The organism is Streptomyces sp. NPDC034085 (assembly GCF_055575555.1).
On sequence record NZ_JBVISL010000004.1, the window covers coordinates 378,081 to 400,101 of the forward strand.

At 74.6% G+C, this 22,021-nt stretch carries 20 protein-coding genes; 10 read left to right on the plus strand and 10 right to left on the minus strand.

The features are described from left to right. Positions 1-129: 129 nt before the first annotated feature. The gene (locus ACZ501_RS16525; protein WP_361610083.1) at positions 130-3,714 is read left to right on the plus strand and encodes a bifunctional glycosyltransferase/CDP-glycerol:glycerophosphate glycerophosphotransferase; all 3,585 of its coding nucleotides are present in this window, start codon (positions 130-132) and stop codon (positions 3,712-3,714) included. Positions 3,715-3,833: 119 nt separating this feature from the next. Then, on the plus strand, positions 3,834-4,319 hold the full coding sequence (locus ACZ501_RS16530; RefSeq protein WP_361610084.1) for a VOC family protein: 486 nt from the start codon (positions 3,834-3,836) through the stop codon (positions 4,317-4,319). Between the two features lie 81 nt (positions 4,320-4,400). On the opposite strand, the gene ACZ501_RS16535 is transcribed toward ACZ501_RS16530, so the two are convergent. After that, positions 4,401-5,531 (minus strand): agmatine deiminase family protein, encoded by a 1,131-nt coding sequence (locus ACZ501_RS16535; RefSeq protein WP_468796082.1) that lies wholly within the window; start codon positions 5,529-5,531, stop codon positions 4,401-4,403. A gap of 76 nt (positions 5,532-5,607) precedes the next feature. Continuing rightward, a complete protein-coding gene (locus ACZ501_RS16540) occupies positions 5,608-7,164 on the minus strand; it encodes an APC family permease (protein WP_468796085.1) in 1,557 nt (518 codons plus the stop codon). A 175-nt stretch (positions 7,165-7,339) separates the two neighbouring features. Between ACZ501_RS16540 and ACZ501_RS16545 the strand changes: the two genes are divergently transcribed. After that, positions 7,340-8,014 carry a TetR/AcrR family transcriptional regulator gene (locus ACZ501_RS16545; RefSeq protein WP_361608101.1) on the plus strand — a complete coding sequence of 225 codons (675 nt, stop codon included), beginning with the start codon at positions 7,340-7,342 and terminating at the stop codon, positions 8,012-8,014. Between the two features lie 73 nt (positions 8,015-8,087). Here the strand turns inward: ACZ501_RS16545 and ACZ501_RS16550 are convergent, their stop codons facing one another. After that, a complete protein-coding gene (locus ACZ501_RS16550) occupies positions 8,088-8,810 on the minus strand; it encodes an SIR2 family NAD-dependent protein deacylase (protein WP_361608104.1) in 723 nt (240 codons plus the stop codon). Between the two features lie 207 nt (positions 8,811-9,017). Between ACZ501_RS16550 and ACZ501_RS16555 the strand changes: the two genes are divergently transcribed. Both ACZ501_RS16555 and ACZ501_RS16560 read left to right on the plus strand, forming a co-directional pair. Next, a complete protein-coding gene (locus ACZ501_RS16555) occupies positions 9,018-9,464 on the plus strand; it encodes a hypothetical protein (RefSeq protein WP_468796088.1) in 447 nt (148 codons plus the stop codon). Between the two features lie 79 nt (positions 9,465-9,543). After that, on the plus strand, positions 9,544-10,404 hold the full coding sequence (locus ACZ501_RS16560) for a GNAT family N-acetyltransferase (RefSeq protein ID WP_362458493.1): 861 nt from the start codon (positions 9,544-9,546) through the stop codon (positions 10,402-10,404). A gap of 43 nt (positions 10,405-10,447) precedes the next feature. On the opposite strand, the gene ACZ501_RS16565 is transcribed toward ACZ501_RS16560, so the two are convergent. The 4 genes from ACZ501_RS16565 to ACZ501_RS16580 all read right to left on the minus strand — a co-directional run bounded on the left by ACZ501_RS16565 (position 10,448) and on the right by ACZ501_RS16580 (position 12,919). Next, on the minus strand, positions 10,448-10,891 hold the full coding sequence (locus tag ACZ501_RS16565) for an SSI family serine proteinase inhibitor (protein WP_468796091.1): 444 nt from the start codon (positions 10,889-10,891) through the stop codon (positions 10,448-10,450). Positions 10,892-11,096: 205 nt separating this feature from the next. Further along, positions 11,097-11,561 (minus strand): Crp/Fnr family transcriptional regulator, encoded by a 465-nt coding sequence (locus ACZ501_RS16570; protein WP_361608116.1) that lies wholly within the window; start codon positions 11,559-11,561, stop codon positions 11,097-11,099. A gap of 175 nt (positions 11,562-11,736) precedes the next feature. Next, positions 11,737-12,039: a hypothetical protein gene (locus ACZ501_RS16575; protein ID WP_468796094.1), complete on the minus strand. Its 303-nt coding sequence runs from the start codon at positions 12,037-12,039 to the stop codon at positions 11,737-11,739. A 217-nt stretch (positions 12,040-12,256) separates the two neighbouring features. Beyond that, the gene (locus ACZ501_RS16580) at positions 12,257-12,919 is read right to left on the minus strand and encodes an HAD family hydrolase (RefSeq protein ID WP_361608122.1); all 663 of its coding nucleotides are present in this window, start codon (positions 12,917-12,919) and stop codon (positions 12,257-12,259) included. A gap of 162 nt (positions 12,920-13,081) precedes the next feature. Here ACZ501_RS16580 and ACZ501_RS16585 point away from each other — a divergent pair, with 162 nt between their 5' ends. Continuing rightward, complete coding sequence (locus ACZ501_RS16585; protein ID WP_468796097.1) at positions 13,082-15,814, plus strand: DNRLRE domain-containing protein; 2,733 nt, start codon at positions 13,082-13,084, stop codon at positions 15,812-15,814. Between the two features lie 28 nt (positions 15,815-15,842). Here ACZ501_RS16585 and ACZ501_RS16590 read toward each other — a convergent pair whose 3' ends face one another. Then, a complete protein-coding gene (locus ACZ501_RS16590; protein WP_361608128.1) occupies positions 15,843-16,310 on the minus strand; it encodes a hypothetical protein in 468 nt (155 codons plus the stop codon). Positions 16,311-16,410: 100 nt separating this feature from the next. Between ACZ501_RS16590 and ACZ501_RS16595 the strand changes: the two genes are divergently transcribed. Then, positions 16,411-16,737 carry a hypothetical protein gene (locus ACZ501_RS16595; protein ID WP_361608131.1) on the plus strand — a complete coding sequence of 109 codons (327 nt, stop codon included), beginning with the start codon at positions 16,411-16,413 and terminating at the stop codon, positions 16,735-16,737. Here ACZ501_RS16595 and ACZ501_RS16600 read toward each other — a convergent pair. Then, a complete protein-coding gene (locus ACZ501_RS16600) occupies positions 16,706-17,539 on the minus strand; it encodes a MerR family transcriptional regulator (RefSeq protein ID WP_468796100.1) in 834 nt (277 codons plus the stop codon). The genes ACZ501_RS16595 and ACZ501_RS16600 overlap by 32 nt on opposite strands. Before the next feature lie 62 nt (positions 17,540-17,601). Then, a complete protein-coding gene (locus tag ACZ501_RS16605; protein WP_468796103.1) occupies positions 17,602-18,042 on the minus strand; it encodes a hypothetical protein in 441 nt (146 codons plus the stop codon). A gap of 288 nt (positions 18,043-18,330) precedes the next feature. Between ACZ501_RS16605 and ACZ501_RS16610 the strand changes: the two genes are divergently transcribed. From ACZ501_RS16610 to ACZ501_RS16620, 3 genes are all read left to right on the plus strand, one after another. Then, positions 18,331-19,749, plus strand: coding sequence for an MFS transporter (locus ACZ501_RS16610; RefSeq protein ID WP_468796106.1), 1,419 nt, complete (start codon positions 18,331-18,333; stop codon positions 19,747-19,749). 217 nt (positions 19,750-19,966) lie between these two features. After that, on the plus strand, positions 19,967-20,716 hold the full coding sequence (locus ACZ501_RS16615) for a peptidoglycan-binding domain-containing protein (protein ID WP_468796109.1): 750 nt from the start codon (positions 19,967-19,969) through the stop codon (positions 20,714-20,716). A gap of 115 nt (positions 20,717-20,831) precedes the next feature. Further along, positions 20,832-21,908 (plus strand): RNA ligase (ATP), encoded by a 1,077-nt coding sequence (locus ACZ501_RS16620; protein ID WP_468796112.1) that lies wholly within the window; start codon positions 20,832-20,834, stop codon positions 21,906-21,908. The last annotated feature ends 113 nt before the right edge of the window (positions 21,909-22,021 follow it).

The following is a 22,021-nucleotide window of genomic DNA, read 5'->3' on the forward strand; positions in this document are numbered from 1 at the left end:
CGGCTGAATTCTTTGCCGTCCGCCCCGGCGGTCCCTGGGGATGTGTCCAGGATGGGCGGACTTTATCATCCTGTTACAGAGTAAGATGCTGTAATCAGCTGATCTTCAACCCCCGTCGAACACGCGAACATGCTGGAGAACCCGTCACCCATGCCCCCGCGCCTGAGCATCGTCGTACCCGTCTACAACGTCGAGCTCTACCTCGACGAGTGCCTGGAGTCCCTAGCAGCTCAGACGTTCGACGACTTCGAGGTCGTGATCGTCGACGACGGGTCCACCGACACCAGTGCCGTGCTCGCCAAGGCCTTCGCGGAGCGTGACAAGCGCTTCCGGGTCGTCCTCCAGGAGAACGCCGGCCTCGGTGCCGCACGGAATGTCGGATTCCGGCACGCTTCCCCCGACAGCGAGTACATCGCGTTCGTCGACAGCGACGACACCATGCCGCCGTACGCCTACCAGCGGATGATCGACTCCCTCGACGAGACCGGCTCCGACTTCGCCGCCGGCAACGTCAAGCGCTTCCGCTCCGTGGGCATGCAGCAGTCCTGGGGCCACCGCGTCGCATTCGCGAACAACCGGCCCAAGACCCACATCTCCAAGTTCCCGGCGCTGGTCACCGACCGCACCGCGTGGAACAAGGTCTACCGGCGCGGCTTCTGGGAGGAGCACGGCTTCCAGTACCCGGAGGGCATCCTCTACGAGGACGCCCCCGTCAGCATCCCCGCGCACTACTTCGCCGAGAGCGTCGACGTCATCAGCGACGTCGTCTACCACTGGCGGGTCCGCGAGACCGGCGAGCGCTCCATCACCCAGCGCTCCACCGACCCGGTCTCCGTCATCGACCGCGTCAAGTCCGTCCGCCTGGTCCGCGAGGCCCTGCTCGCCAAGCCGGGCGAGAAGTACGCCCGCTACCTGCGCGAGTACGACCACAACGTGCTGAGCGAGGAACTCCCGCTCATCTACAAGTACGTCGGCGAAGGGGGCCCCGACTTCCGCGCCGCCTTCGTCAAGGAGGTCGGCGGCCTCATCCGGGAGATCGGAACCGGTCCCTGGAACGACCTGACCGTCGCCGACCGGCTCAAGGCGTACCTGGCCCGCGAGGGCCGCGTCGAGGAGTTCATCGCCCTCACGCACCACCAGCGGGACTTCAGCTACAGCGTGCCGGTGAAGGGACTGGCCCGCCCGCAGGCCGACTACCCCTTCCTCAAGGCACCGGTCCCGGCCAAGCTGCTCACCCTCGGCCCGCGCGAGCGCCGCGTCGTCAGCCGCCTGGAGCAGGCCGTCTGGAGCGACGGCAAGCTGCTGCTGCGCGGCTACGCCCTGCCCGGGCACCTGGGAGCCGAGAGCCGCCTCGGCTCCCGCAAGATGCTGGTCTTCCGCGAGCAGGGCAAGCGCCGCCGCACCGTCGTCAGCGCCCGCACCGTCGCCTCCCCGATGGCGACCGTGAACTCCCCGCACCTGGCCCTGCGGCACGCCGACTGGGCCGGGTTCACCGCCGTGGTCGACCCCACCGTCTTCCAGTCGGGCGGCACGTGGCGCGAGGGCATATGGACCACCTCCATCGCCGTCACCGGCGCCGGAGGCCTGCACCGGGCCCGCCTCAAGGGCGGCGAGCACGACAGCGGAATGGCCCCGCCCGCCCACTGGGCCACCCCCGACGTCCGCATCCTGCCGCTGGTCTCCGGCTCCCTCACCGTCCAGGTCGAGATCGTCCGGGCCCGGGTCCTGGACGTGCACCACCGCGACGACGCCCTGGAACTGACCGGCGAGCTCGCCGCCGAGGCGGCCGGCGGCGCCACCCTGCACGCCCGGCACACCACGACCGGCACGGTCGTCACCACTCCGCTGACCACCGCCGCCGCCACGGCCGGCGGCCGGATCCCCTTCACCGCGGTCGTCCCGCTCGCCGAGCTGGCCGCCGTTCCGGACGGCGAGACGCAGCCCGGCGGCTGGAACCCCGAGCCGTGGACCCTGTCCGTGGTCGGCGCCGACGGCACCGTCCACCCCCTGGCCCACGACGAGCGCAGCGGCTTCACCGGCCTCGTCGCACCGCTCCCCGGCAGCGCCGGCGAGCGCACCGTCTACGCCAAGCGCGGGGCGAGCGGCCACCTCGTCCTCTCGGTCCAGCCCTCCCCGCCGCTCGTCGACTCGGTCACCTCCCGCGACGGCACGCTGACCCTGCGCGGAACCTTCCGCGCCCCGGCCGCCACCGCCGACGCCCCGTACGAGCTGGTCCTGCACGACCAGCACGGCACCGAGTTCTGCTACCCCGTCACCCGCGACGGCGACCGCTTCGAGGCCACCTTCGAGCCCAGGCTCCCCGAGCCGTACGCCGGCCGCACCACCCTCCCGCAGGGCCGCTGGTGGCCCACCCTGCGTCCGGCCGCCCAGGGAGGCACCACCGCGGGCCTCCTCGGCGTCGACCGGGGCGCGCCCGTCCAGCTGATCGCGCCGGCCCTGGGCTCCGGTCCGCACGCCGTCACGGTCCTGGGCCGCCGGATGCGCGTCGAAGCACGTCTGAAGGACCGCATGGTCCTGGTCAGCGACCCCCTGCTGAGTCCGCACGACCGCTCCCGCTACGCCCAGCGCATCGCCCGCGACGAGACCTACCCGGCCCAGCGCCGGCTGCCGGTCAAGGACATGGTCGTCTACGACACCTTCCAGGGCCACGGCGCGGGCGACGCGCCCCGCGCCATCCACGAGGAACTCCTGCGCCGGGGCGAGAAGCTGGAGCACATCTGGCTCGTCCGCGACGGCCGGGCCGAGGTCCCGCCGACCGCGCGCGCCGTCCAGTACGACAGCCTGGAGGCCTGGGACGTGCTGGCCCGCGCCCGGTACTACGTCGTCAACGACAGCGTGCCGTCGCACTTCCGGCGCCGCCCGGGCCAGACCGTCGTACAGACCTGGCACGGCACGCCGCTCAAGCAGATCGGCTACGACTACACGCACGACTACTACACCAGCCCCGACGTGCTGGAGGCCCTGGAGCACGACAGCGCCCAGTGGACGCTGCTCGCCTCCCCGAGTTCGTACGCCACGACGGTCCTCAAGCGTGCCCTCGGCTACCAGGGCGAGGTCGTCGAGTACGGCAGCCCGCGCACGGACGCGCTCGTCAAGCCCGACGCGCAGCGGATCGCGGAGGTCCGGCGCCGGCTCGGCCTGCCCGAGGGCAAGAAGGTCGTCCTCTACATGCCGACCTGGCGCGAGAACCGCGAAGGCTGGTCGGGCGGCTACAAGCTCGACCTCCGGATCGACCTGGACGCGGCCCGCCGCGAGCTGGGCGAGGACCACGTGCTGCTGGTCCGCGGGCACCACCGGGTGACCGAGCAGGTACGCGACCGCGTGCGCGACGGCTTCGTCGTGGACGTCTCCCGCTGGCCCGACGCCACGGACCTGCTGCTCGTCGCCGACGTCCTGATCTCGGACTACTCCTCCGCGCTCTGCGACTTCGCGCTGACCGACCGGCCGATCCTGCTGTTCACGTACGACCTCGCGCACTACCGCGACACCCTGCGCGGCTTCACCGTCGACCTGGAGGAGAAGGCTCCCGGCCCGCTGCTGGCGGACTCGGCGAGCCTGATCCGGGCCGTGCGCGACGCGGACGCGCTCGGCGCCGAGTACGCCGGGGCGCGGGCCGCGTTCCGCGCCGAGTTCTGCGACCTCGACGACGGCCGGGCCGCCGAGCGGGTCGTCGACCGCATGCTCGGGATGTAGCCCGCGAGGGTGAACGTACGGACAGGTCCCGCGCCCACCGATGAGTTTCGGGCGCGGGACCGGTCTGTTGGTGAGGGACGGCGTTCCAGCCCCCTCATCCACCCGCCCGGGAGGCAGTCATGACCACCGAGGGTTTCACCACGTGCCTGTGGTTCGACGGCGAGGCGGAGGCCGCCGCCGACTACTACGTGTCCGTCTTCAAGGACGGCCGGATCCTGCGGACGGCCCGCTACACCGAGGCGGGCCCCGGCCGGCCCGGGTCGGTGATGACCGTCGAGTTCGAGATCAACGGCCAGAGGTTCGTGGGCCTCAACGGCGGCCCCGAGTTCCGCTTCAGCGAGGCCATCTCCTTCCAGATCCACTGCGCCGACGAGGCGGAGGCGGACTACTACTACGACGCGCTGACCGGGGACGGCGGCGAGGAGTCGGCCTGCGGCTGGGTCAAGGACCGGTTCGGGGTCTCCTGGCAGGTCGTCCCGCCGGGCGCGATCGACCTGGTCAGCGACCCCGACCCGGCGCGCGCCGCCCGCGCCATGGCGGCGATGATGCGGATGAAGAAGCTCGACGTCGCGGCCATGAGGCGGGCCGCGGACGCCGGCCGGTAGCCCGGACCCGCGACGCACCGGGCCCGTGCGACGGCCTCCTGACGGGGCCGTCGCACGGGCTGCCGGGTGCTCTCGTACGGGTCAGCGCAGGCGCGGGACGTGCTGGGTCACGCAGTGGACGCCTCCGCCGCCCCAGGCGAGGTTGCGGGCCGGGGCGCCGACCACCTGGCGGCCCGGGAAGAGGGCGGCGAACTGGGCGAGCGCCGCCGAATCCGCCGCCGCTTCGCCGGAGGTCGGGACGACGACGTTGCCGGTGGTCTCGTAGTAGTTGGTGTAGCTGAACGTCCGCACCGTCAGCCCGTTGTGGCGGAACTGCGGCTGGTGGTGCATCTCCACGAGCTGGAAGGGCCGCCCGGACGCGTCGGTCGCCGCGGTGAGCACCGCCTTGTTGGCCGCCATGCGGTCGTGGTTGGGGTTCGCGGGGTCGGGCTGGGTGTGCAGCAGCAGCCGGGCCGGGCCGAGGTAGGCGGCGACCAGGTCGACGTGCCCGTTGGTGATGTCGTCGCCGGCCAGGCCGTACGGCAGCCAGATCACCTTGCTCGCGCCGTACGCGGCCAGCAGCGCGGCCTCGACCTGGGCGCGGGTCATCCCCGGGTTGCGGTTGGGGTTGAGCAGGCACTCCTCGGTGGTGATGAGGGTGCCCTGGCCGTCGGTGATGACGGAACCGCCCTCCAGGACCATGTCGACGGGCCGGCGGGTGACGCCCAGGTACGCGCAGGCGCCGACGGGCAGGAAGTCGTCCTTGTCGTAGGGGTACTTCTCGCCCCAGCCGTTGAAGCGGAAGTCCAGGCCGACCGAGTGGGTCTTCGCGTCGTTCACGGCGAAGACGGGTCCGGTGTCGCGGGCCCAGCAGTCGTTGACGGGGTACTCGGTGACGGTGACCGAGCTGCCGCAGCGGGCGCGGGCCTGCGCCGCCTGGCCAGGTTCGGCGAACATCACGACCGGCTCGAAGCGGGCGATGGCCCGGGCGATGCCGGCGATCTCGCCCTGGACGTCGGTGAGCAGTCCGCCCCAGCCCACCGTTCTGTCCCACGGCCAGGCCATGACGCAGGCGGAGTGCGGCTCCCATTCGGCCGGGGCGTGGTGGAGCTCGCCGCCGCTCGTCTGCGCGTCCGCGGCGAACGCGGGGAGGGCGGCGCCGACGAGGGGGTACGCGGCGGCCGCGAGGGCCGCGGCGCCGAATCCGCGCCGGCTCATGCGTGGCAGGTGCATGCCATATCTCCTTGTGAGGGTGGGGAGGTTGCGGGGGCTGGAGGTCAGGGGGTCAGCGGGTCGGTGCGTCAGGGGGTCAGGGGGTTTCGGGGGTGAGCTCGCCGGCCCGGGTCTCGCCGGCGCTCGTCCCGACGGCGTCCTCCTCGCGCGCCCGCGCCGCCCGCAGGGTCTCCTGCGGCTTCTTGACGGCGAGGTAGAGCAGGCCGACGGTGATCACCGCGCCGGTGCCCAGCAGGCCGGCCCAGACCTGGTACCAGGGGGCTTCCGGCGGGGCGAGGATCGCGCGCGGCCAGCACACGTTGACCACCTCGAAGGCGGTCCAGAGCACGGCGAGGACGTTGAGGACGGTGCCCTTGCGGCCGAGCCGGATGTGCCCGGAGGGAACCCACGTCCCGCAGGTCCGGGCGATCAGCGCGGCCAGGCTGACCAGGAAGAACGGCAGGAAGGTGGCCGCGGTGCCGAAGGCGATCAGGCTGCCGATGGCGGTGGCGTTCAGGCCGAGCAGCAGGCCGGTGCAGCTGACCAGCGTGGAGGCGATCAGCCCGCCGATGGGCGCCTGGCGCCGGTTGACCCTGCGGACCAGCCGGGAGAAGGGGAAGGCGCCGTCGCGCGCCAGCGAGTACACCCCGCGGGCGGCGCCGCCCTGGGAGGCCATGGCGCAGGCGAGGAAGCCGACCAGGACCACGGCCACGAAGGGCTTGTCGGACCAGGAGCCGAAGGCCGTGACCACGGCCGTGGTCACCGGGTCGAGGTCCTCGCCGGCGACGACGGCCCGCGGGTCGGGGTGGGCCAGGGCGACCGCCATGGCGTTGAGGATGACGACGAGGCCGACGCTGAGCAGGGCCCACCACATGGCGCGCGGCACCTGGCGGCCGGCGTCCTTGGTCTCCTCGGCGGTCGAGACGCAGGCGTCGAACCCGATGAAGCCCCAGCCGGCGACGGCGAGGACGGCCAGGAAGGCCATCGTGGTCGACCCCCCGGACAGCTCCTCGGCGCCGAGGGTCTCGGTGAACATCGAGAAGCCGTGCTCGCGGAAGAACAGCAGCAGGGCGAAGCCGACGAGCACCGAGGCGATGGCCTCGGCGGCGATGCCGAGGGAGACGAACCAGCTCAGGATCCGGATGCCGTAGGCGTTGACCAGCATGCACGCCAGCAGGATCCCGGCCGCCACCGCGACCATGGCGCCCGGCGTGGGCACCACCCCGACGAGGGCGAAGACCCAGGGGGCGGCCAGGTAGGCGACGGTGGTGTTGCCGAACATCACCGCGAACTGCCACACCCAGCCGCTCATCCAGCCGAACGACGGGCCGAGCAGCCGCCGGCCCCACTGGTAAGGGCCGCCCGCCAGCGGCCACTGCGAGGCCAGCTCGGAGTAGACGTTCACCACGAGGCACTGGCCGAGCAGCACGATCGGCAGCGCCCAGACCCAGGCGGGCCCGGCGATCATCGTGCCGACCATCGACACGGCGTAGAGGGCGACGACGGGCGAGACCACGGCGAAGCCCATGGCGATGTTCCCGAGGACGCCGAGGCTGCGGTTCAGCTCCTGCTTGTAGCCCAGGTCGTTCAGGCGGGCGGCGTCGTCGTCCTGCGGGACGGCCGCTCCGGGAGCGAGGGGGGAAAGGTCTGGCATGCGCACCTCTTGAGGAGGCGGAACGGCTCCGGCCGCCCCGAGGGGCGCCGGACCGATCCGGAACTTAAATCTAACGTTGTTAGGTATCGGGAATGCGGGGACCCTAACCCGCCCCGAACCTCTTGGGAACCCCTCCGTCCGGGTAACCTGGCGGCGGAAAACGAGGGGGATCACCGTGGGCCGACCCAACCAGCCGCTGCTCAACCGCGGGATCATCGCCCGCGCCGCCCTCGAACTCCTCGACGAGGAGGGCCCGCAAGCCCTGAAGATGCGCACCCTCGCCGACCGCCTCGGCGTGCGCGGGGCCTCGCTCTACCACCACGTCGCCTCCAAGGACGACGTCCTCGACGCGGTCTCGGAGCTGATCAACGAAGAGATCGACCTGCGCCCGCTCGACGACCCGCGGTGGCGGGAGGGGATCGCGGCGTACGCCCGCGGCTACCGGCAGGTCTACCTCCGCCACCCGAACGCGATCGCCCCGGCGGCCCGGCGCCAGGTGGAGGCCGACAAGGCGCTGCGCGGCTACGACGCGCTGCTCGCCGCGCTCGTGCGGGCCGGCTGTACCCCGGCGCGGGCGGCCGAGGCCGCCGCCGCGGTCGACTACCTGGTCCTCGGCTCGGCCCTGGAGACCTTCACGGCCGGCTTCAGCCGCAGCCCCGCCGACTACCGCCCCCGCTACCCGGCCCTGGCCGACGCGCTCACCGGCGCCGCCGCCACCGGAGCGGGCCTGGCCGCGCTGGACGACCGCGGCTTCGAACTCGGCCTCGGCCTCCTCCTGGACGGCCTGGCGGCCCAGCTCCCACCGGCCCCGCTCTCGCCGGCCCGGCCCGATCCGAAGGTCACGCCCTAGCCGGAACGCGGGCGCGCCGCGCGACCGGTCAGGCTGCGGGCCGGGATACGAAGGCGGCGTTCCGCAGGCGGTGTTACGCGAAGCGCGCCAGGAGCGGCGGGAGGGCGGTGCCGATCGGCTCGCGGATCACCTCGTCGGCCAGCGCGTCGTACGGGGTCTCCTCGGCGTTGACGATGATCAGGCGCGCCCCCGCCTCGGCCGCCATGCCGGCGAGCGAGGCGGCCGGCTGGACCTGGAGGGTCGTTCCGACGGCGATGAAGACCTGGCACCCCTTCGCCACGGCCACCGCCCGCGCGAGCACCTCCGGGTCGAGGCGCTCGCCGAACATCACCGTCGCCGTCTTCAGGATGCCGCCGCAGGTCAGGCAGGCCGGATCCGGCTCCCCGGCCGCCACCCGGGCCAGCGCCTCCTCCGTCCCCGACCGGGCGTGGCAGCGGGTGCAGACCACCGACCGCGCGGTCCCGTGCAGCTCGAACACCTTCCGCGCCGGCATCCCGGCGAGCTGGTGCAGGCCGTCCACGTTCTGCGTGATCACCCGCACCGGAGTGCCCGAGCGCTCCAGCTCCGCCACGGCCAGGTGCGCCGCGTTCGGGCGGGGTGCGAGGGCCCACACCTCGGAGCGCATGAGCCAGGACCGGCGGCGGATCTCCGGATCGGCCATGTAGTACTCGTACGTCACGAGCTTCTCGGCGCCCGGGTCGCGCCGCCACAGCCCCTGCGGCCCCCGGTAGTCCGGAATCCCGGAATCCGTCGACATCCCGGCCCCACTGAACACTGCGACGAGCGGCTTCCCCATGGGCCGACCCTATGCGGCCCCCGCCCGCACCCGCGACCCGATTACGCCCCGTCCGGCAGCTCCCGCAGCCACCGCATGACGGCGGTGCGCGCGGGGGCCGGCCGGCGCAGCGGGAGGGCCGTTCCCGCGGTGAATCTGCGCGCCCACCGGAGTGAGCCCGCGCCGCGCCCCTGCGGCGGGGCGGGAGCGGGCGGCTACAAACCGGACATGACGCTCACCCCGTACCGCCCGGGCGCCCTGCTGCTCGCACTGTCCGCCTCCCTGCTGCCCCTGATCGCGTCGTCGGCCCCGGCGGCCGCCCTCGCCGCCCCCGTGCCCCGCCCGCACCGCCACCAGCACACCGCCGACGAGATCACGGGGTTCCTCACCGCCTTCTACGGGACCCACGGTCCCTCCGCGCCGGACCGCGGCCAGCGGATCTCGCAGCAGCTGAAGGACAAACAGGCCCACGCCCCGGACACCGACGTCCTGCTCTGCGCTCCCGGCACCCCGAGGGCGATCACCGTCGGCCCCGCCACGGTCGCCCAGGCGGCCGGCGTCGGCTGGGCCACCGTCACCACCGTCTGGGACTCCGGCGTCCTCGACACCTTCACGGCCTACGTCCGCCTCGACTCCCGGCCGATCACGCTCGACGACGTGATCTGCGCGGGCTGACGGAGGGAGCGGGTACGGCCGTTCACCGTCCCCGGAGGCGCCCTGTGGCGACCCCGGCCGTTCTGGTACAACACGGGCCATGACGGGATTCGAGATCACCGGCGCGAGCGCCGCCGACATGGAACTGCTGCGCACCTGGGCGGACCGGGAGGGCTGGAACCCGGGGGACGACGACCGCTTCGCCTTCGCGGTGGCCGATCCGGAGGGCTTCCTCGTCGGCCGCCGGGACGGGGAACCGGTGGCCTGCATCTCGGCCGTCCGCTACGGCGCCGGCTTCGGCTTCATCGGCTTCTACATCGCCCGGCCCGACGTACGGGGCCGGGGCTACGGCATCCGGCTGTGGCGGGCCGGGATGGACCGCCTCCACGGGCGGCTCGTCGGACTGGACGGGGTGGTCGAACAGCAGGCCAACTACCGCAAGTCCGGGTTCCGTTCCGCCTGGACCACCATGCGGTACGAGGGCGTCCCCCGGCCCGGTGCGGACGGCGCCGACGGCATCGGGGGCGGCGTGGAGATCGTCGACGCCGCCTCGCTGCCCTTCGCCCGCCTGGCCGCCTACGACCGCCGCTTCTTCCCCGAGCCGCGCGACGCCTTCCTCTGCGCCTGGACCTCCCTGCCGGGCAGGACGGCCCTCGCGGCCGTCCGGGACGGCCGCATCGAGGGCCTCGGCGTGGTCCGGCCCTCCAGCGGCGCCTCCCGCATCGGCCCGCTCTACGCCGCCACGCCGGAGGTGGCCGCCGCGCTCGTACGGCGGCTCGCCGGGCACGCCCGCGGCGGCGAGGTGGCCGTGGACGTGCCCGACGCCAATCCGGCGGCGGGAGCGGTGGCGACCGGGCTGGGCCTGGCCCCGGCCTTCGAGACGGCCCGCATGTACACCGGTCCGGTCCCGGAGGTGGAACTGGCCGGGCTGTACGGGATCACCAGTCTCGAGCTGGGATGAGGGAACCCGTCGCGGCTTACGGCGCGGCCGGCTCAGGCCGTGCTCAGACGCCGAAGAGCACCCCGGTGGTGCTGCGCAGCCCGCACGGGTTGCCGAAGGTGTAGGTGTAGCTCAGCCGGCGGCCCTGCCAGACGCCCTCGGCCGTGACCGTCACCGGGTTCCACTCCCTCGTACACGCGGTGTCCGGACGGGGTGCGGCCAGCGCGTCCAACGAGGCTCCCGCCGCCCGTAATTCGGCGCAGGCCGCCGCCGGGTCGGGGTGCGTGCCGCCGGGCCGCGGCGCGCACACCAGCGTGGCCGCGCGCAGTACCGTCCCGTGGGCGGCGTCCTCTCCGGCCGTCACGCTGACCACCAGCGCGGACGGCGCGTACAGGCTCTGCGTCCCGGCCGGCGCCGCGTCGGCGGCTCCGCTTCCGGCCACCGCGGTGAGGGCGGTGAGGGCCATTGCTCCGGTAGCCAGTCCCAGACTCCTGGTGATGGACCGCATTGCGAACACTCCTCGGGTCGGTGGATCGGATAACGGACGCGAGTCTTGCCCATGCGGACCGGGAGCGCCCGTTCGTACCGCCATTTCCCGTCACTGATCGTGAGCGCATGAGTGCAGCCCGCAGCCGCCCACCGGAAGCTGACCTGTGGGGGAGGGGCGTCGGGAAACGGCTGAACACACCACCCCGGACGGCTCGGGAGGCGCCTCAGCGGTCCGCGCGCGTGCGCGGCGAGTAGAGGTCGAGGAGCCGGGTGCGGGTCTGTTGCAGCCGTACCGCGAGGACCCGGCCGACCCAGTGCCCGATCGCGGAACCGAAGGCGGGATCGGCGTCCATCAGCATGCGGACGGTCGCCCCGTCGAACTCGTAGGCCCGTACCGGCGTCATCGCCTCGGCGCTCAGCTGCCACACGTACGGCGGGAACAGCCACGACCAGCCCACCAGCTCCCCGGGCCCGAGGCTCTCGACGGGGGCGGGGCCGCGGCGGCCGGGCACCGGGATCTCCAGCGTCACCGTGCCGGAGCGCACGATCCAGAAGGCCCTCGCCGCGCCGCCCTCGTCGAAGAGCCGTGCGCCTTCGGGGAAGTTGACCTCACGGGCGTGGGACATCAGCCGGCCGCGGTGCTCGGCGGTCAGGACGGCGGCGATCCGGATGGGGGAAGGTGTGCTCACGACGGCCTCCGATCACGGCCCCCCGGAACTCTGTTCCCCCAGTGTCGCCGACCCGGCCCGGATTCCGGCATGCCGCGGTCAGGGTAAACGGGCGGTCGCCCGCCGCCCACCGAGGGTGGCGGGGCCCCCGAAGCGCGGACCGCACACCGGCGGCGAAACCGCTCCGGGGGGGCGCTCAGTCCTCGGCGTTCGCCTCCAGGCAGGCCAGCTCCATCGCGTCGAGCACCGCTTCGTGGCTGCGCCCGCTCAGATCTGCGACGTTCTCGATCTGCGCCGTCGCCCAGGCGGCCAGCGTCATCACCAGCACCCGCAGCCCGTCGGTGCCGTGATCGGCGAGGATCGCGTCGGCGGCCGCCATGGCGTCCTCCGGCACCTGCTCCGGAGGCTCCAGCCCGGCGAGACCGCGCAGCATCGCCAGGGTGCGGCGGGAGATCTCCGGGGTGATCCTCGCCAGCCGCATGTCCTCTTGGTCGTCCATCAGCCCCGCCCTCCGTAGCCCGGCCCTGCCCCTCAGGGCACGGTAGAGGCGCCGGGCCCCGCGCGGGGCGGTTTCGCCGGGGCGGGCCAGCGCGAGGGGATGGCCCGAGCCTGCCGGAATTGACGCCTCCGGCAGCGGCGCACCGCAAGCCGGCCCCGCCCCCGGCCGTCGCGCCCCGCACGGCGCCCGGGCCGCCTCCCCGGGCCGCCCCGGCGGTTCACACCAGGTCCTCCAGCAGCGCCGGGAGCTCGCGCATGTCGCCGAAGACCACCGTGCCCGGCCCGCCGAGCGCGGACGCCGGAGTCAGGCCGCCGGCGTAACCCAGGGACCGCATGCCCGCCGCGCGCGCCGCCTCGACGCCCGGCCGGCTGTCCTCGACCACCACGCACGCCGCCGGTTCGACCCCCATCCGCCGGGCCGCGTACAGGAAGAGGTCCGGGGCCGGTTTGCCGCGCGGGACCTCCGTGGCGCTGTGGATGCGGCCCGCGAAGCGCTCGTACAGGCCCGTACGGCCGAGGGTGTGCCGCATCTTCTCGTGGGAGCCGCTGGACGCGACGCAGGTCGCCAGCGTGATCCGGTCGAGGGCCTCGGGCAGCCCCTCGACCGGCGCCAGCCCCGCGTCCACCGCCTCGGCGTGCAGGAGGGCGAAGCGCTCGTCCCACTCCTGAGCCGTCGCGGCGCCGAGCCGGGCGGCGATCTGCTCGCGGACGGACGCGCTGGAGCGCCCGATGAAGCGCTCGATCACCTCGGCCTCGGTCAGCGGCCAGCCCAGCTCCGCGCCCAGCGCCACCTGCACGCGGGCCGCTATGCGCTCGCTGTCGACCAGGACGCCGTCGCAGTCGAATATCACCAGCCGGACCGGCTCAGTTGGAACGATCATGGGGGAAGGGTAGGGCAGGTCCCCCCGGCCCCGGCCGCCGCCCCGTACGCGTCCGGTATCCGATGGGCCAGTCGGCTGCCCCGTACGGCAATTCGCCCTAGGGTGCGCCCGTACGGAAGTGCTGTGGCACCGCAGTGCGACGGACGACGAACTGGGGGGTTCATGCGTAGATCCAGAGGACCGGCGGCCGCTCTCGCCCTGTCACTGGCCGGCGCCGGCGCGGTCGTCGGCCTCGGCCCCGTGCCGCAGGCGGCGGCCGTCACCCCGCCCGTGGCCTTCACCGCCGACCCGCTGCCCACCTGGCAGCCCAACGGGGTCGTCTGGGCCCTCGCCGAAGCCGGCGGCACCGTCTTCACCGGCGGCACCTTCTCCGCCGTGCGCCCGCCCGCGGGCGCGGGCGGCAGCGAGCGCCCGGCGGTCAACTTCGCCGCGTTCGACGCCGCGACCGGCGCCCCGACCTCCTGCACCCTGTCCTTCACCATCGGCAGCGGCACCGCCACCGTCCGCGCGCTCACCGTCTCGCCCGACAAGAAGACGCTCTACGCGGGCGGCTACTTCGGCGCGGTCAACGGCACCCCCGTCTCCAGCATCGCCGCCATCGACGTGGCCACCTGCACCGTCAAGCCGTCCTTCCGGCCCGCCTTCGCGGCCACCGTACGGGCCATCGCCGCCACCGCGGACACCGTCTACGCGGCCGGCGACTTCCTCACCGTCGCGGGCCGGCCGCGCGGACGCTTCGCGGCCGTCGCCGCGGCCGACGGCGCGCTGCGCCCCTTCACGGCCGACGCCGACGAACCGGGCCGAGCGATAGAGGTCACCCCGGACGGGAAGAACGTCCTGCTCGGCGGCGACTTCTTCACCGTCAACGGGACGGACACCCACGCCCTGGCCGTCGCCGACGCCACCAGCGGCGCCCTCACCAAGGCCTACCCCGGCTTCATCGAGACCAACTCGGTCGTCAAGGACATCGCCGCCGACGCCACCGGCTTCTACACCGCCAACGAGGGCACCGGAGGCGGCGTGTTCGACGGCCGCATCGCCCTCGACCTGACCGGCTTCGGCCAGCGCTGGCGCGACACCTGCCTGGGCGCCACCCAGGCCGTCCTGCCCTACCGGAACGTGCTCTACAGCGCCTCGCACGCGCACGACTGCTCCAGCGTCGGCGAGTTCCCCGACGGGCAGCGCCACCACCTGCTGGCGCAGCCGACCGCGGGCACCGGCAAGCTCGGCTGGTCCCCCGACACCAACGACGGCATCGGCGAGGGCATCGGCCCGCGCGTGATGGCCGTCGGCGCCAAGGCGGACGTCCCCTACCTGTGGGTGGGCGGCGAGTTCACCACCGTCAACGGGGCGGCGCAGCAGAGCCTGACGCGCTTCTCCTCCACCGGCGACACGGGCGCGCCCACCGTTCCCGTCGCGAGCGCCGCCGCCTTCACGCCGGGCGAGGTCCAGGTGCGCTGGCGCACCAGCCTCGACCTGGACGACAGCGCCCTCACCTACCGGATCTACCGCAACGGCGCGGCCACCCCCGTCGCCACGGTCACCGCCGACTCGCTGTTCTTCAGGCGGCCGCAGGCCTCCTGGACCGACACCACCGCCCAGCCGGGCCAGTCGTACACCTACCGGGTGACGGCCACCGACGCGGCGGGCAACGTCAGCGCCCCCTCCGCCCCGGCGGGCGTGACGGTCCCGGTCACCGCCGAGGCCTACCCGAGCCAGGTCCGTGCGGACGGCGCCCAGCTGTACTGGCGCTACGACGACCCGGTCCTGCCGTACGCGGCCGACTCCTCGGCCGCCGGGAACCAGGCGGGCGTGCACCAGGGCGGCCCGGCCCTGCGCCAGTCGCCGGGCGCGGTGGGCGGTGCGAGCACGGCGATCGGCTTCAACGGCACCGACGCGCACGTCTACGGCGACCGCCGCCAGAGCGTGGGCAGCACCTACAGCATCGAGACCTGGTTCAAGACCGGCACCACGCGGGGCGGCAAGCTCGTCGGCTTCGGCAACCAGCAGATCAACGGCAGCAGTCAGTACGACAAGCACATCTACATGACCAATGACGGCCGGCTGGTCTACGGCGTCTACACCGGAGCCACCCGCACCATCACCACGGCCGCCGCCTACAACGACGACAGGTGGCACCACGTCGTCGCCACCCAGGGCCCCGGTGGAATGACCCTCTACGTGGACGGCGCCCCGAAGGGCACCCTGAACGTCACCACCCACGAGAACTTCGCCGGCTACTGGCGCACCGGCTTCGACGGCCTCGGCGGCTGGCCCGACCGCCCCGCCGACGAGCACTGGGCGGGCCGGCTCGACGAGACCGCCGTCTACCCCGGCGTCCTCAGCGCGGCGCAGGTCCAGCACCACTTCGCCCTCGCCTCCGCCCCGGCCGACTCGGTCGTGCTGCTGACCGCCGCCGAGGACACGTACGCCAACGCGGGCGCCCCGGGCTCCACCTACGGGACGTCCGGGTCCCTCGCCGTGCGCGGGACCCCGCTGTACACGAGCTACCTCCGCTTCCAGCTGCCGCCCGCGCCCGCCGGCCAGGTCCTCACGTCGGCCGCGCTGAGCGTCAAGACCAGCACCATGGCCGGCGCCGGGACCACCGACACCGTCTCGGTCGTGCCGGTCACCGGCGCCTGGTCGGAGGGCGGGACCACGTACGCCAACCGCCCGGGCACGGGCGCTCCGGCGCTCGGCGCCTTCCCCGGTGTCCCGGACGGCTCGGCGGTCCACACCGCCGGGCTGGACACGGCCGCCGTGGCGGCCGCGCTGGGCGGCTCCTACAGCCTGGCGCTGACCAGCACCGGGACCGACGCCCTGTGGCTGTGGTCCTCGGAGGCCGCCGCCAACGAGGGGACGCCCCAGCTGCGCCTGACCTTCGGACCTCCGTAGCCCCGGGAGCCCCGGCCCGCCGACCGGATCAGCGCGGGCCGGTGGCGCGGTGCGGGCCGGGGGGCTCGACCTCCAGGAAGCGGCGGCCGCGGGGGCCGCGGTAGAGCAGGCACTCCCACCCGTGCCGCTCCAGCTCCGCCGCGCACGCCTTCAGGCGTTCCTCTTCCACCCGGGCGGCGCCGCCGCCGGGCGGGCCCGTCCAGGTGACCTCCACCCGGTCCGCACCCGGCGCCACCCGGTACCCGGTCCGCACCCGCCGCCCCGAGCCGTCCACCGCCGACGGGGGGAACCCGGCCGCCTCCAGGACGAGGGCCACCGCGCGCGGCATCAGGCGCAGTTCCCACGGCGCCGGGACCCCCGGCCCGCCGGCGAGCAGCCGGCGGATCTGCACCAGCCCCTCGTACGCGGTGGCCACCTCGGCCGCCCGCCCGGCGGAGGCCGGCTCCGGGCCGTCTCCGGTCGCCGGCTCGAAGCCCGCCCCCTGGGGTTCCGTCACCGCTACCGCCCTCCGCCCCGCCCCGTCTGAGTACGCCGTACCCAACGGCCTGAGTATCCGCCCCGATTCCCGGCCGCGCCGCCGCTGCTGCAATGACGGCATGACCACCACCGCACCACCCGCACCCGCCCGGCCGCGCCTGGGCCACGTGACCGCCGCCGGCTCCGCGCTCGCCGTGGCCCTGGTGCCGCTGGTCGTCGGCGTGCTGATCGCCAAGGGGGTCGCCGCCGACCCGCACGCGCCGGTCAACGCCCTGATCACCGGCGGCGGCCAGCGGGCCGGGCTGCCCCGCGCCGAGTGGAGCCGGCGCGGGCACGGCGCGGTGCGCCGGCTGCGGACGGCCCGCCGGGGCACCGCCCGGTGCTGCGCGGCCGTCCGCGCCCGCCGCCGGGCCCTCAGGACGCCAGCGGCTCCTGTAGCTCGGTGACCCACTGGTCCCGGTCCGGCGGGCACGCCAGCGTGAGCTCGCGGGCGTAGCCGGCCGAGCGGTGGCCGTTCGCGTCGATCCACCGGGCCAGGGCCTGCGCCGTCGGGAGCACGCCGTCCATCGCGCCCCGGTGGACCACGGTCGCCGCCCGCTCGACCCCGGGCAGTTCGACGATCCGCACCCCGGCTCCGAGGTCCTCCGCGCCGACGGCCGCGGCCACCGGAAGCCCGGCGTGCACCAGGACGGATCCCGGCTCACCGCCCGGGGCCTCCTCGTAGTACGCCAGACCCGGGCCGGCCGGGACGACCCCGGCGGTCTCGACGCGGCGGCACAGGTCCTCGTACAGGGGGCCGATGACCGGCCCGATGTCCTGGGGGGCGTAACTGCCCGCCACCCCGGTCAGCACGGCCAGCCGCACGGGCGGCAGGCTCTTCACGACGATCTCGTCAGCGGGCATGGTCCCCTCGCTCTCGATGGTCCGGAGCCTCGTCTCGACCTGGACCAGGCGGGCCGCGGCCTCCGCCACGGCGGTCTCCAGTTCCGCCCGGCGCAGTCGCAGCATCCCGCGCAGTTCCTCCGTGCCGACCTTGTCGTCCAGCACCGCGCCCACCTGTTCGAGGCTGAAGCCGAGCTCCTTGAGTGCGATGAGGCGGTTGAGGCGGGCCAGCTGGCCGGCCTCGTACGAGCGGTAGCCGGTCAGCGGGTCGACACGCGCCGGGCGCAGCAGTCCGAGGGCGTCGTAGTGACGCAGCATGCGGACCGACACCCGGCCGTGCTTCGCGAAGTCTCCGATGGTGAACATGACGCCTTCCAGTGGACGGCCTGACACGGTGTGAGGGTCAAGTCTGTCCGGCCGGCGGCCGGTCAGCGGCCGTACTGGCGCACGCAGAGGTCCACGATCGACGGCGGGACGGCCCCTTCCGCCGCCTCGCACAGCTCCTCCCCGCGCAGCGGACGCGGCACGCGCGCCGGGGGCGGCTTGGGGGGCCGCGCGTGCCGGGGCGCGGCGGGCTTCGAGGGCCGCTCGGCCGGCGGGCGGGCCCGGCGGACGGGCGGAGCCGGCGCCGGCGGGTCCGGCTCCGGGCCCGCCTCCCGTTCCGGGACGTCGCCCAGCGGCAGGGGCCGCGGTGGCGGGTGGTGGGCGTGGTGCGCGCCGGTGGCGTCGGGTGCGTCCGTGGCGTCCACGGGAGGTACGGAGCCCCGTGCCGGGCCCGCTGCACCGGATTCCGGGCCCACGGAGACGCAGCCGGCGCTCGCGAGGAGCGCGAGGAGGGAGAAGGGCAGGGCGGCCCGGCGTAACTGCATCCGACCACCATGCCGTAGTCCGGGCGGGCCGGATCCCGGCGCTCACGCGTCCGGGTGACCCCGGGACGGCGGGGTACCGGCCCCGGGCGTTGCCGAATCGATTCTTCATGGGGTGGCCGGAAACGCCCCCGGCGGTCGCAGAATGAGCGGGAACGCGATCGGCACGGCACGGCAGTGCGGGCGGCGGGGGAGGCGCGACCCCCGGCGGCTGGTGCCGCCGTGCCCCTCCCCGGACTCCGTCCGGGGGGCCGCGAACCGTCCGCCCGCCCGCCGTACGGAGTGCCGAGCATGACCCAGCCAGCCGCGTCCAGCGTTCCCGACCCCGTCTCCCACCCCGATCCCGTCTCCGCCCCCGTCTCCGCCCCGCCGGCCGCCCCCGCCGCCGTCGCGGAGGGCGGGCGCAGTCCCTGGAAGGGGTGGGCGGCCGTGGGGGCCGTTTCGCTCGGGATCTTCTGCCTGATCACCTCCGAGCTGCTGCCCATCGGCCTGCTCACCCCCGTCGGCGCCGCCCTCCACGTCTCCGACGGCACCGCCGGGCTGATGGTCACCGTCCCCGGGCTGGTGGCCGGCTTCTGCGCCCCCTTCGTCACCGTCGGCGCCGCCCGCACGGACCGGCGGCACCTGCTGTGCGCACTGATCGCCCTGATGGCCGCCGCCAACCTCGCCGCCGCGTTCGCCCCGGACTTCACCGTGGTCCTGGCCGCCCGGCTGCTCGTCGGCATCAGCGTCGGCGGGTTCTGGGCCATCGCGGGCGGCCTCGCCGTCCGGCTGGTCCCCGCGCAGCACGCCGGCCGGGCCACGGCCCTCATCTTCGCCGGGGTCCCGACCGCCTCCGTGCTCGGCGTCCCCGCCGGGACCCTCCTCGGCGAACTCGGCGGCTGGCGCGCGGCCTTCGCCGCGGTCGGCGTCCTCGGCGCCCTCACCCTGGCCGCCCTCCTGCTGCTGCTCCCCGCGCTGCCCCCGGCCGGGCCCGTCACCTTCCGGGAGCTGCCCGCCCTGCTGCGTCGCAATCGCGGGGTCCGGGCCGGAGTGATCGTCACCTTCCTGGTGGTCACCGGCCAGTTCGCCGCCTACACCTTCGTACGGCCGATCCTGCGCGACGTCTCCGGCGTCGACTCCGGGCTGGTCAGCACCCTGCTCCTGGGTTACGGCCTCGCCGGGGTCGCCGGCAACTTCCTCGCCGGGCCGCGCGATGCCCGGCGTACGCTGCTCACCGTCAGCGGCACCCTCACCGTCGTGCTGGCGCTGATCGCCGTCCTGCCCGGAGCCGTCGCCGGGACCGCGCTGCTGCTGCTCTGGGGCCTGGTCTACGGCGGGGTCTCCGTCAGCCTGCAGCGCTGGATGCTCCACGCCGCGCCGCAGGCGGCCGAGGCGGCCTCCTCCCTGATGGTGGCCATGTTCAACTTCGCCATCGCGGCGGGAGCCCTCGCCGGCGGGCTCGCGGTGGACGGCGTCTCCGTGCCCGCCGCACCGCTCACGGGGGCGGCGCTGATGCTGGCGGCCGCCCTCACGGTGGCGGTCACCTCGCGAAAGGACCGCGACCGCGACCGGGACCGCGACCCGAAGCCGGCCCGGGACCGCGACCCGGAGCCGGCCCGGGACCGCGCCGTCGGGATCCCCGACCACCACCCGGCCGCGTCCGCCGAGGCCGCCGGTCCGGTGTCGGAGCAGAAAGGATGGATGGGGCGGAACGGACACCCGGCTTGACGAAGCGGTCGCGGACGGAAAGAGTCCGCTCAAGAGCCACCGAATGATCCGCACTTCGGAGAAGTCCCAGATGCCGATATCCGCCCGCGCCCCGCTCACCGTGCCGGCCCCGGGGGCGGGCACGGCCCTCGCCGCCCGGCGGCGCTGGGCCTGACCGGCTGGACGGGGGCCGGTACCGCACCGCCGCACCGGCCCCCGTCCGCGCCCGGAGACAACCGTGTCCCCACACCCCGATGAGAGCGGTCCCGAGCCCGACGACCGCCTGTTCGTACGCCCCTACGTCGCCGTCTCCGACGGCCCGTCCGGCTCGGCGTACCCCGCCTGGCCGTCCGGGCCGGCGTTCCCGGAGCCGGACCACGTGACGGAACCCCTTCCGGTGGTGCCGCCCGCACCCGCGCCCCCGGCCTCCCCCCGGCGCGCCGCCCGGGAGCAGGCCGCCGCCGCGCGGCGGGGGAGCCGGCTGCCGCTGGCCGTCATCGCGCTGCTGGCCCTGGCCGGCGGGGCGGGCACGCTGGCGTTCCTGATGAGCGGGCCCGCACCCGAGCCCGCTCCGGCCTCCCTCCACCCCGACCTGGCCGTACCGGCGCTGCCCGCCCGCAGCCCGGGCGCCGGGGAGCCCAGCGTGCGGAGCCGGGCCGCCACCGGGACGCCCCCGGCCTCCGCCACCGCGCGCACCCCCTCAGCCACCCCGTCCTCGGCGAAGCCCGCGACGAGCCCCCCGGGTGCCGGCAAGCCCTCGCCGAAGCCGGCGGTCGGCACGTCCCGGACGCTGCGCCCGGGTGACCGGGGGCCCGACGTCAGCGCCCTCCAGGAGCGGCTCTACGGGCAGGGGTTCACGTACGTCTCGGTGACCGGGGTCTACGACGGCCAGACCAAGCGCGGGGTCGCACAGCTCCAGCGGGACCGGGACATCCAGGGCGACCCGAAGGGCGTCTACGGACCCGCGACCCAGGCGGCCTTCGGCTGAGCCCGCCTGCGTGCGGCGCAGGCTAACACCCCGATTTCCGCTGGACCAGCGGGAATGGCGGGGCCGAGAGTGGTGCGGTCATGCCACATCCCCGTCGCCGTCCCAGGAGGCGCCCATGTCCACCCTGCGGGTCACCGTCGAAGAACTGACCGTCCACGAGCACCCCGACGCCGACGCGCTGGAGCTGGCCCAGGTGGGCCTCTACCGCGCCGTCGTCGCCAAAGGCGCCTACCGCACCGGCGACTTCGCCCTCTACATACCCGAACAGGCCGTCCTCCCGGCCCCCTTGATCGAGGAACTGGGCCTGACCGGCCGGCTGGCCGGCGGCTCCCGCGACCGGGTCAAGGCGGTCCGGCTGCGCGGGGAGCTCTCGCAGGGGCTGGTCTGCCGGCCCCGCGCCCTGGCCGGCGTGGACCTGGCGGCGGCGGCGAAGGAGGGCACCGACTTCGCGGAGGCGCTGGGCATCGTCAAGTGGTCGCCGCCCGTGCCCACGACGATGGACGGCGAGGTCGAGGCGGCCCCCGACCTGCTGCCGTGGGTGGACATCGAGAACCTCCAGCGCTACCCGCGGATCTTCGAGCCGGGCGAGCCCGTCGTCCTCACGGAGAAGCTCCACGGCACCGCCTGCCTCCTGACCTACGTCGCCGCGGAGGAGCGCGTCCTGGTCTCTTCCAAGGGCGTCGGCGCCAAGGGGCTGGCGCTCAAGGAGGACGAGCGCAACGTCTACTGGCGTGCCGTACGCGGCCACGGCGTCGCGCTCGCCGCGGCCCGGCTGGCCGAACGGCTGGGCGCGAGCCGGGTCGGCGTCTTCGGCGAGGTGTACGGGGCTGGGGTGCAGGACCTGGCGTACGGGGTCCATGCCGCGACGGCGGACACGCCGCCCGGCTACGCCGTCTTCGACGTGTCCGCCGAGATCGACGGCCAGGTGCGCTGGCTGGACCCGGCGCAGGTGCTGCGGCCCGGGGAACTCCCGCTCGTACCCCGCCTCTTCGAGGGGCCGTACGACCCGGAGGCGGTGCTGGAACTGGCGAGCGGCCGGGAGGGCGTCTCCGGACGAGGCCTGCACCTGCGCGAGGGCGTCGTCGTCCGGCCGGCGGCCGAGCGGTACAGCCCGGTGGTCGGCGGACGCGCCATCGCGAAGGCCGTCAGCCCGGCGTACCTGACGCGCAAGGGCGGCACCGAGTACGAGTGAGGCGGCCCGCACGGTGCGGGCGGCGTTGCGCACGGCGGTGCGGGCGGCCTTCCGTGATGGGATGGGGCAGGTCGATTCCGCCGGTTCACGGAGAGGCCGCAGCCATGTCGCAG

Bases quoted from the DNA above. Each gene is read 5' to 3' on its own strand.
- ACZ501_RS16555 (WP_468796088.1), top strand. From the start codon at position 9,018: ATGACGCTCACCCCGTACCGCCCGGGCGCCCTGCTGCTCGCACTGTCC.
- ACZ501_RS16540 (WP_468796085.1), bottom strand. From the start codon at position 7,164: ATGCCAGACCTTTCCCCCCTCGCTCCCGGAGCGGCCGTCCCGCAGGAC.
- ACZ501_RS16565 (WP_468796091.1), bottom strand. From the start codon at position 10,891: ATGCGGTCCATCACCAGGAGTCTGGGACTGGCTACCGGAGCAATGGCC.
- ACZ501_RS16585 (WP_468796097.1), top strand. From the start codon at position 13,082: ATGCGTAGATCCAGAGGACCGGCGGCCGCTCTCGCCCTGTCACTGGCC.
- ACZ501_RS16560 (WP_362458493.1), top strand. From the start codon at position 9,544: ATGACGGGATTCGAGATCACCGGCGCGAGCGCCGCCGACATGGAACTG.
- ACZ501_RS16620 (WP_468796112.1), top strand. From the start codon at position 20,832: ATGTCCACCCTGCGGGTCACCGTCGAAGAACTGACCGTCCACGAGCAC.
- ACZ501_RS16595 (WP_361608131.1), top strand. From the start codon at position 16,411: ATGACCACCACCGCACCACCCGCACCCGCCCGGCCGCGCCTGGGCCAC.
- ACZ501_RS16525 (WP_361610083.1), top strand. From the start codon at position 130: ATGCTGGAGAACCCGTCACCCATGCCCCCGCGCCTGAGCATCGTCGTA.
- ACZ501_RS16530 (WP_361610084.1), top strand. From the start codon at position 3,834: ATGACCACCGAGGGTTTCACCACGTGCCTGTGGTTCGACGGCGAGGCG.
- ACZ501_RS16605 (WP_468796103.1), bottom strand. From the start codon at position 18,042: ATGCAGTTACGCCGGGCCGCCCTGCCCTTCTCCCTCCTCGCGCTCCTC.
- ACZ501_RS16600 (WP_468796100.1), bottom strand. From the start codon at position 17,539: ATGTTCACCATCGGAGACTTCGCGAAGCACGGCCGGGTGTCGGTCCGC.
- ACZ501_RS16535 (WP_468796082.1), bottom strand. From the start codon at position 5,531: ATGCACCTGCCACGCATGAGCCGGCGCGGATTCGGCGCCGCGGCCCTC.
- ACZ501_RS16580 (WP_361608122.1), bottom strand. From the start codon at position 12,919: ATGATCGTTCCAACTGAGCCGGTCCGGCTGGTGATATTCGACTGCGAC.
- ACZ501_RS16550 (WP_361608104.1), bottom strand. From the start codon at position 8,810: ATGGGGAAGCCGCTCGTCGCAGTGTTCAGTGGGGCCGGGATGTCGACG.
- ACZ501_RS16610 (WP_468796106.1), top strand. From the start codon at position 18,331: ATGACCCAGCCAGCCGCGTCCAGCGTTCCCGACCCCGTCTCCCACCCC.
- ACZ501_RS16575 (WP_468796094.1), bottom strand. From the start codon at position 12,039: ATGGACGACCAAGAGGACATGCGGCTGGCGAGGATCACCCCGGAGATC.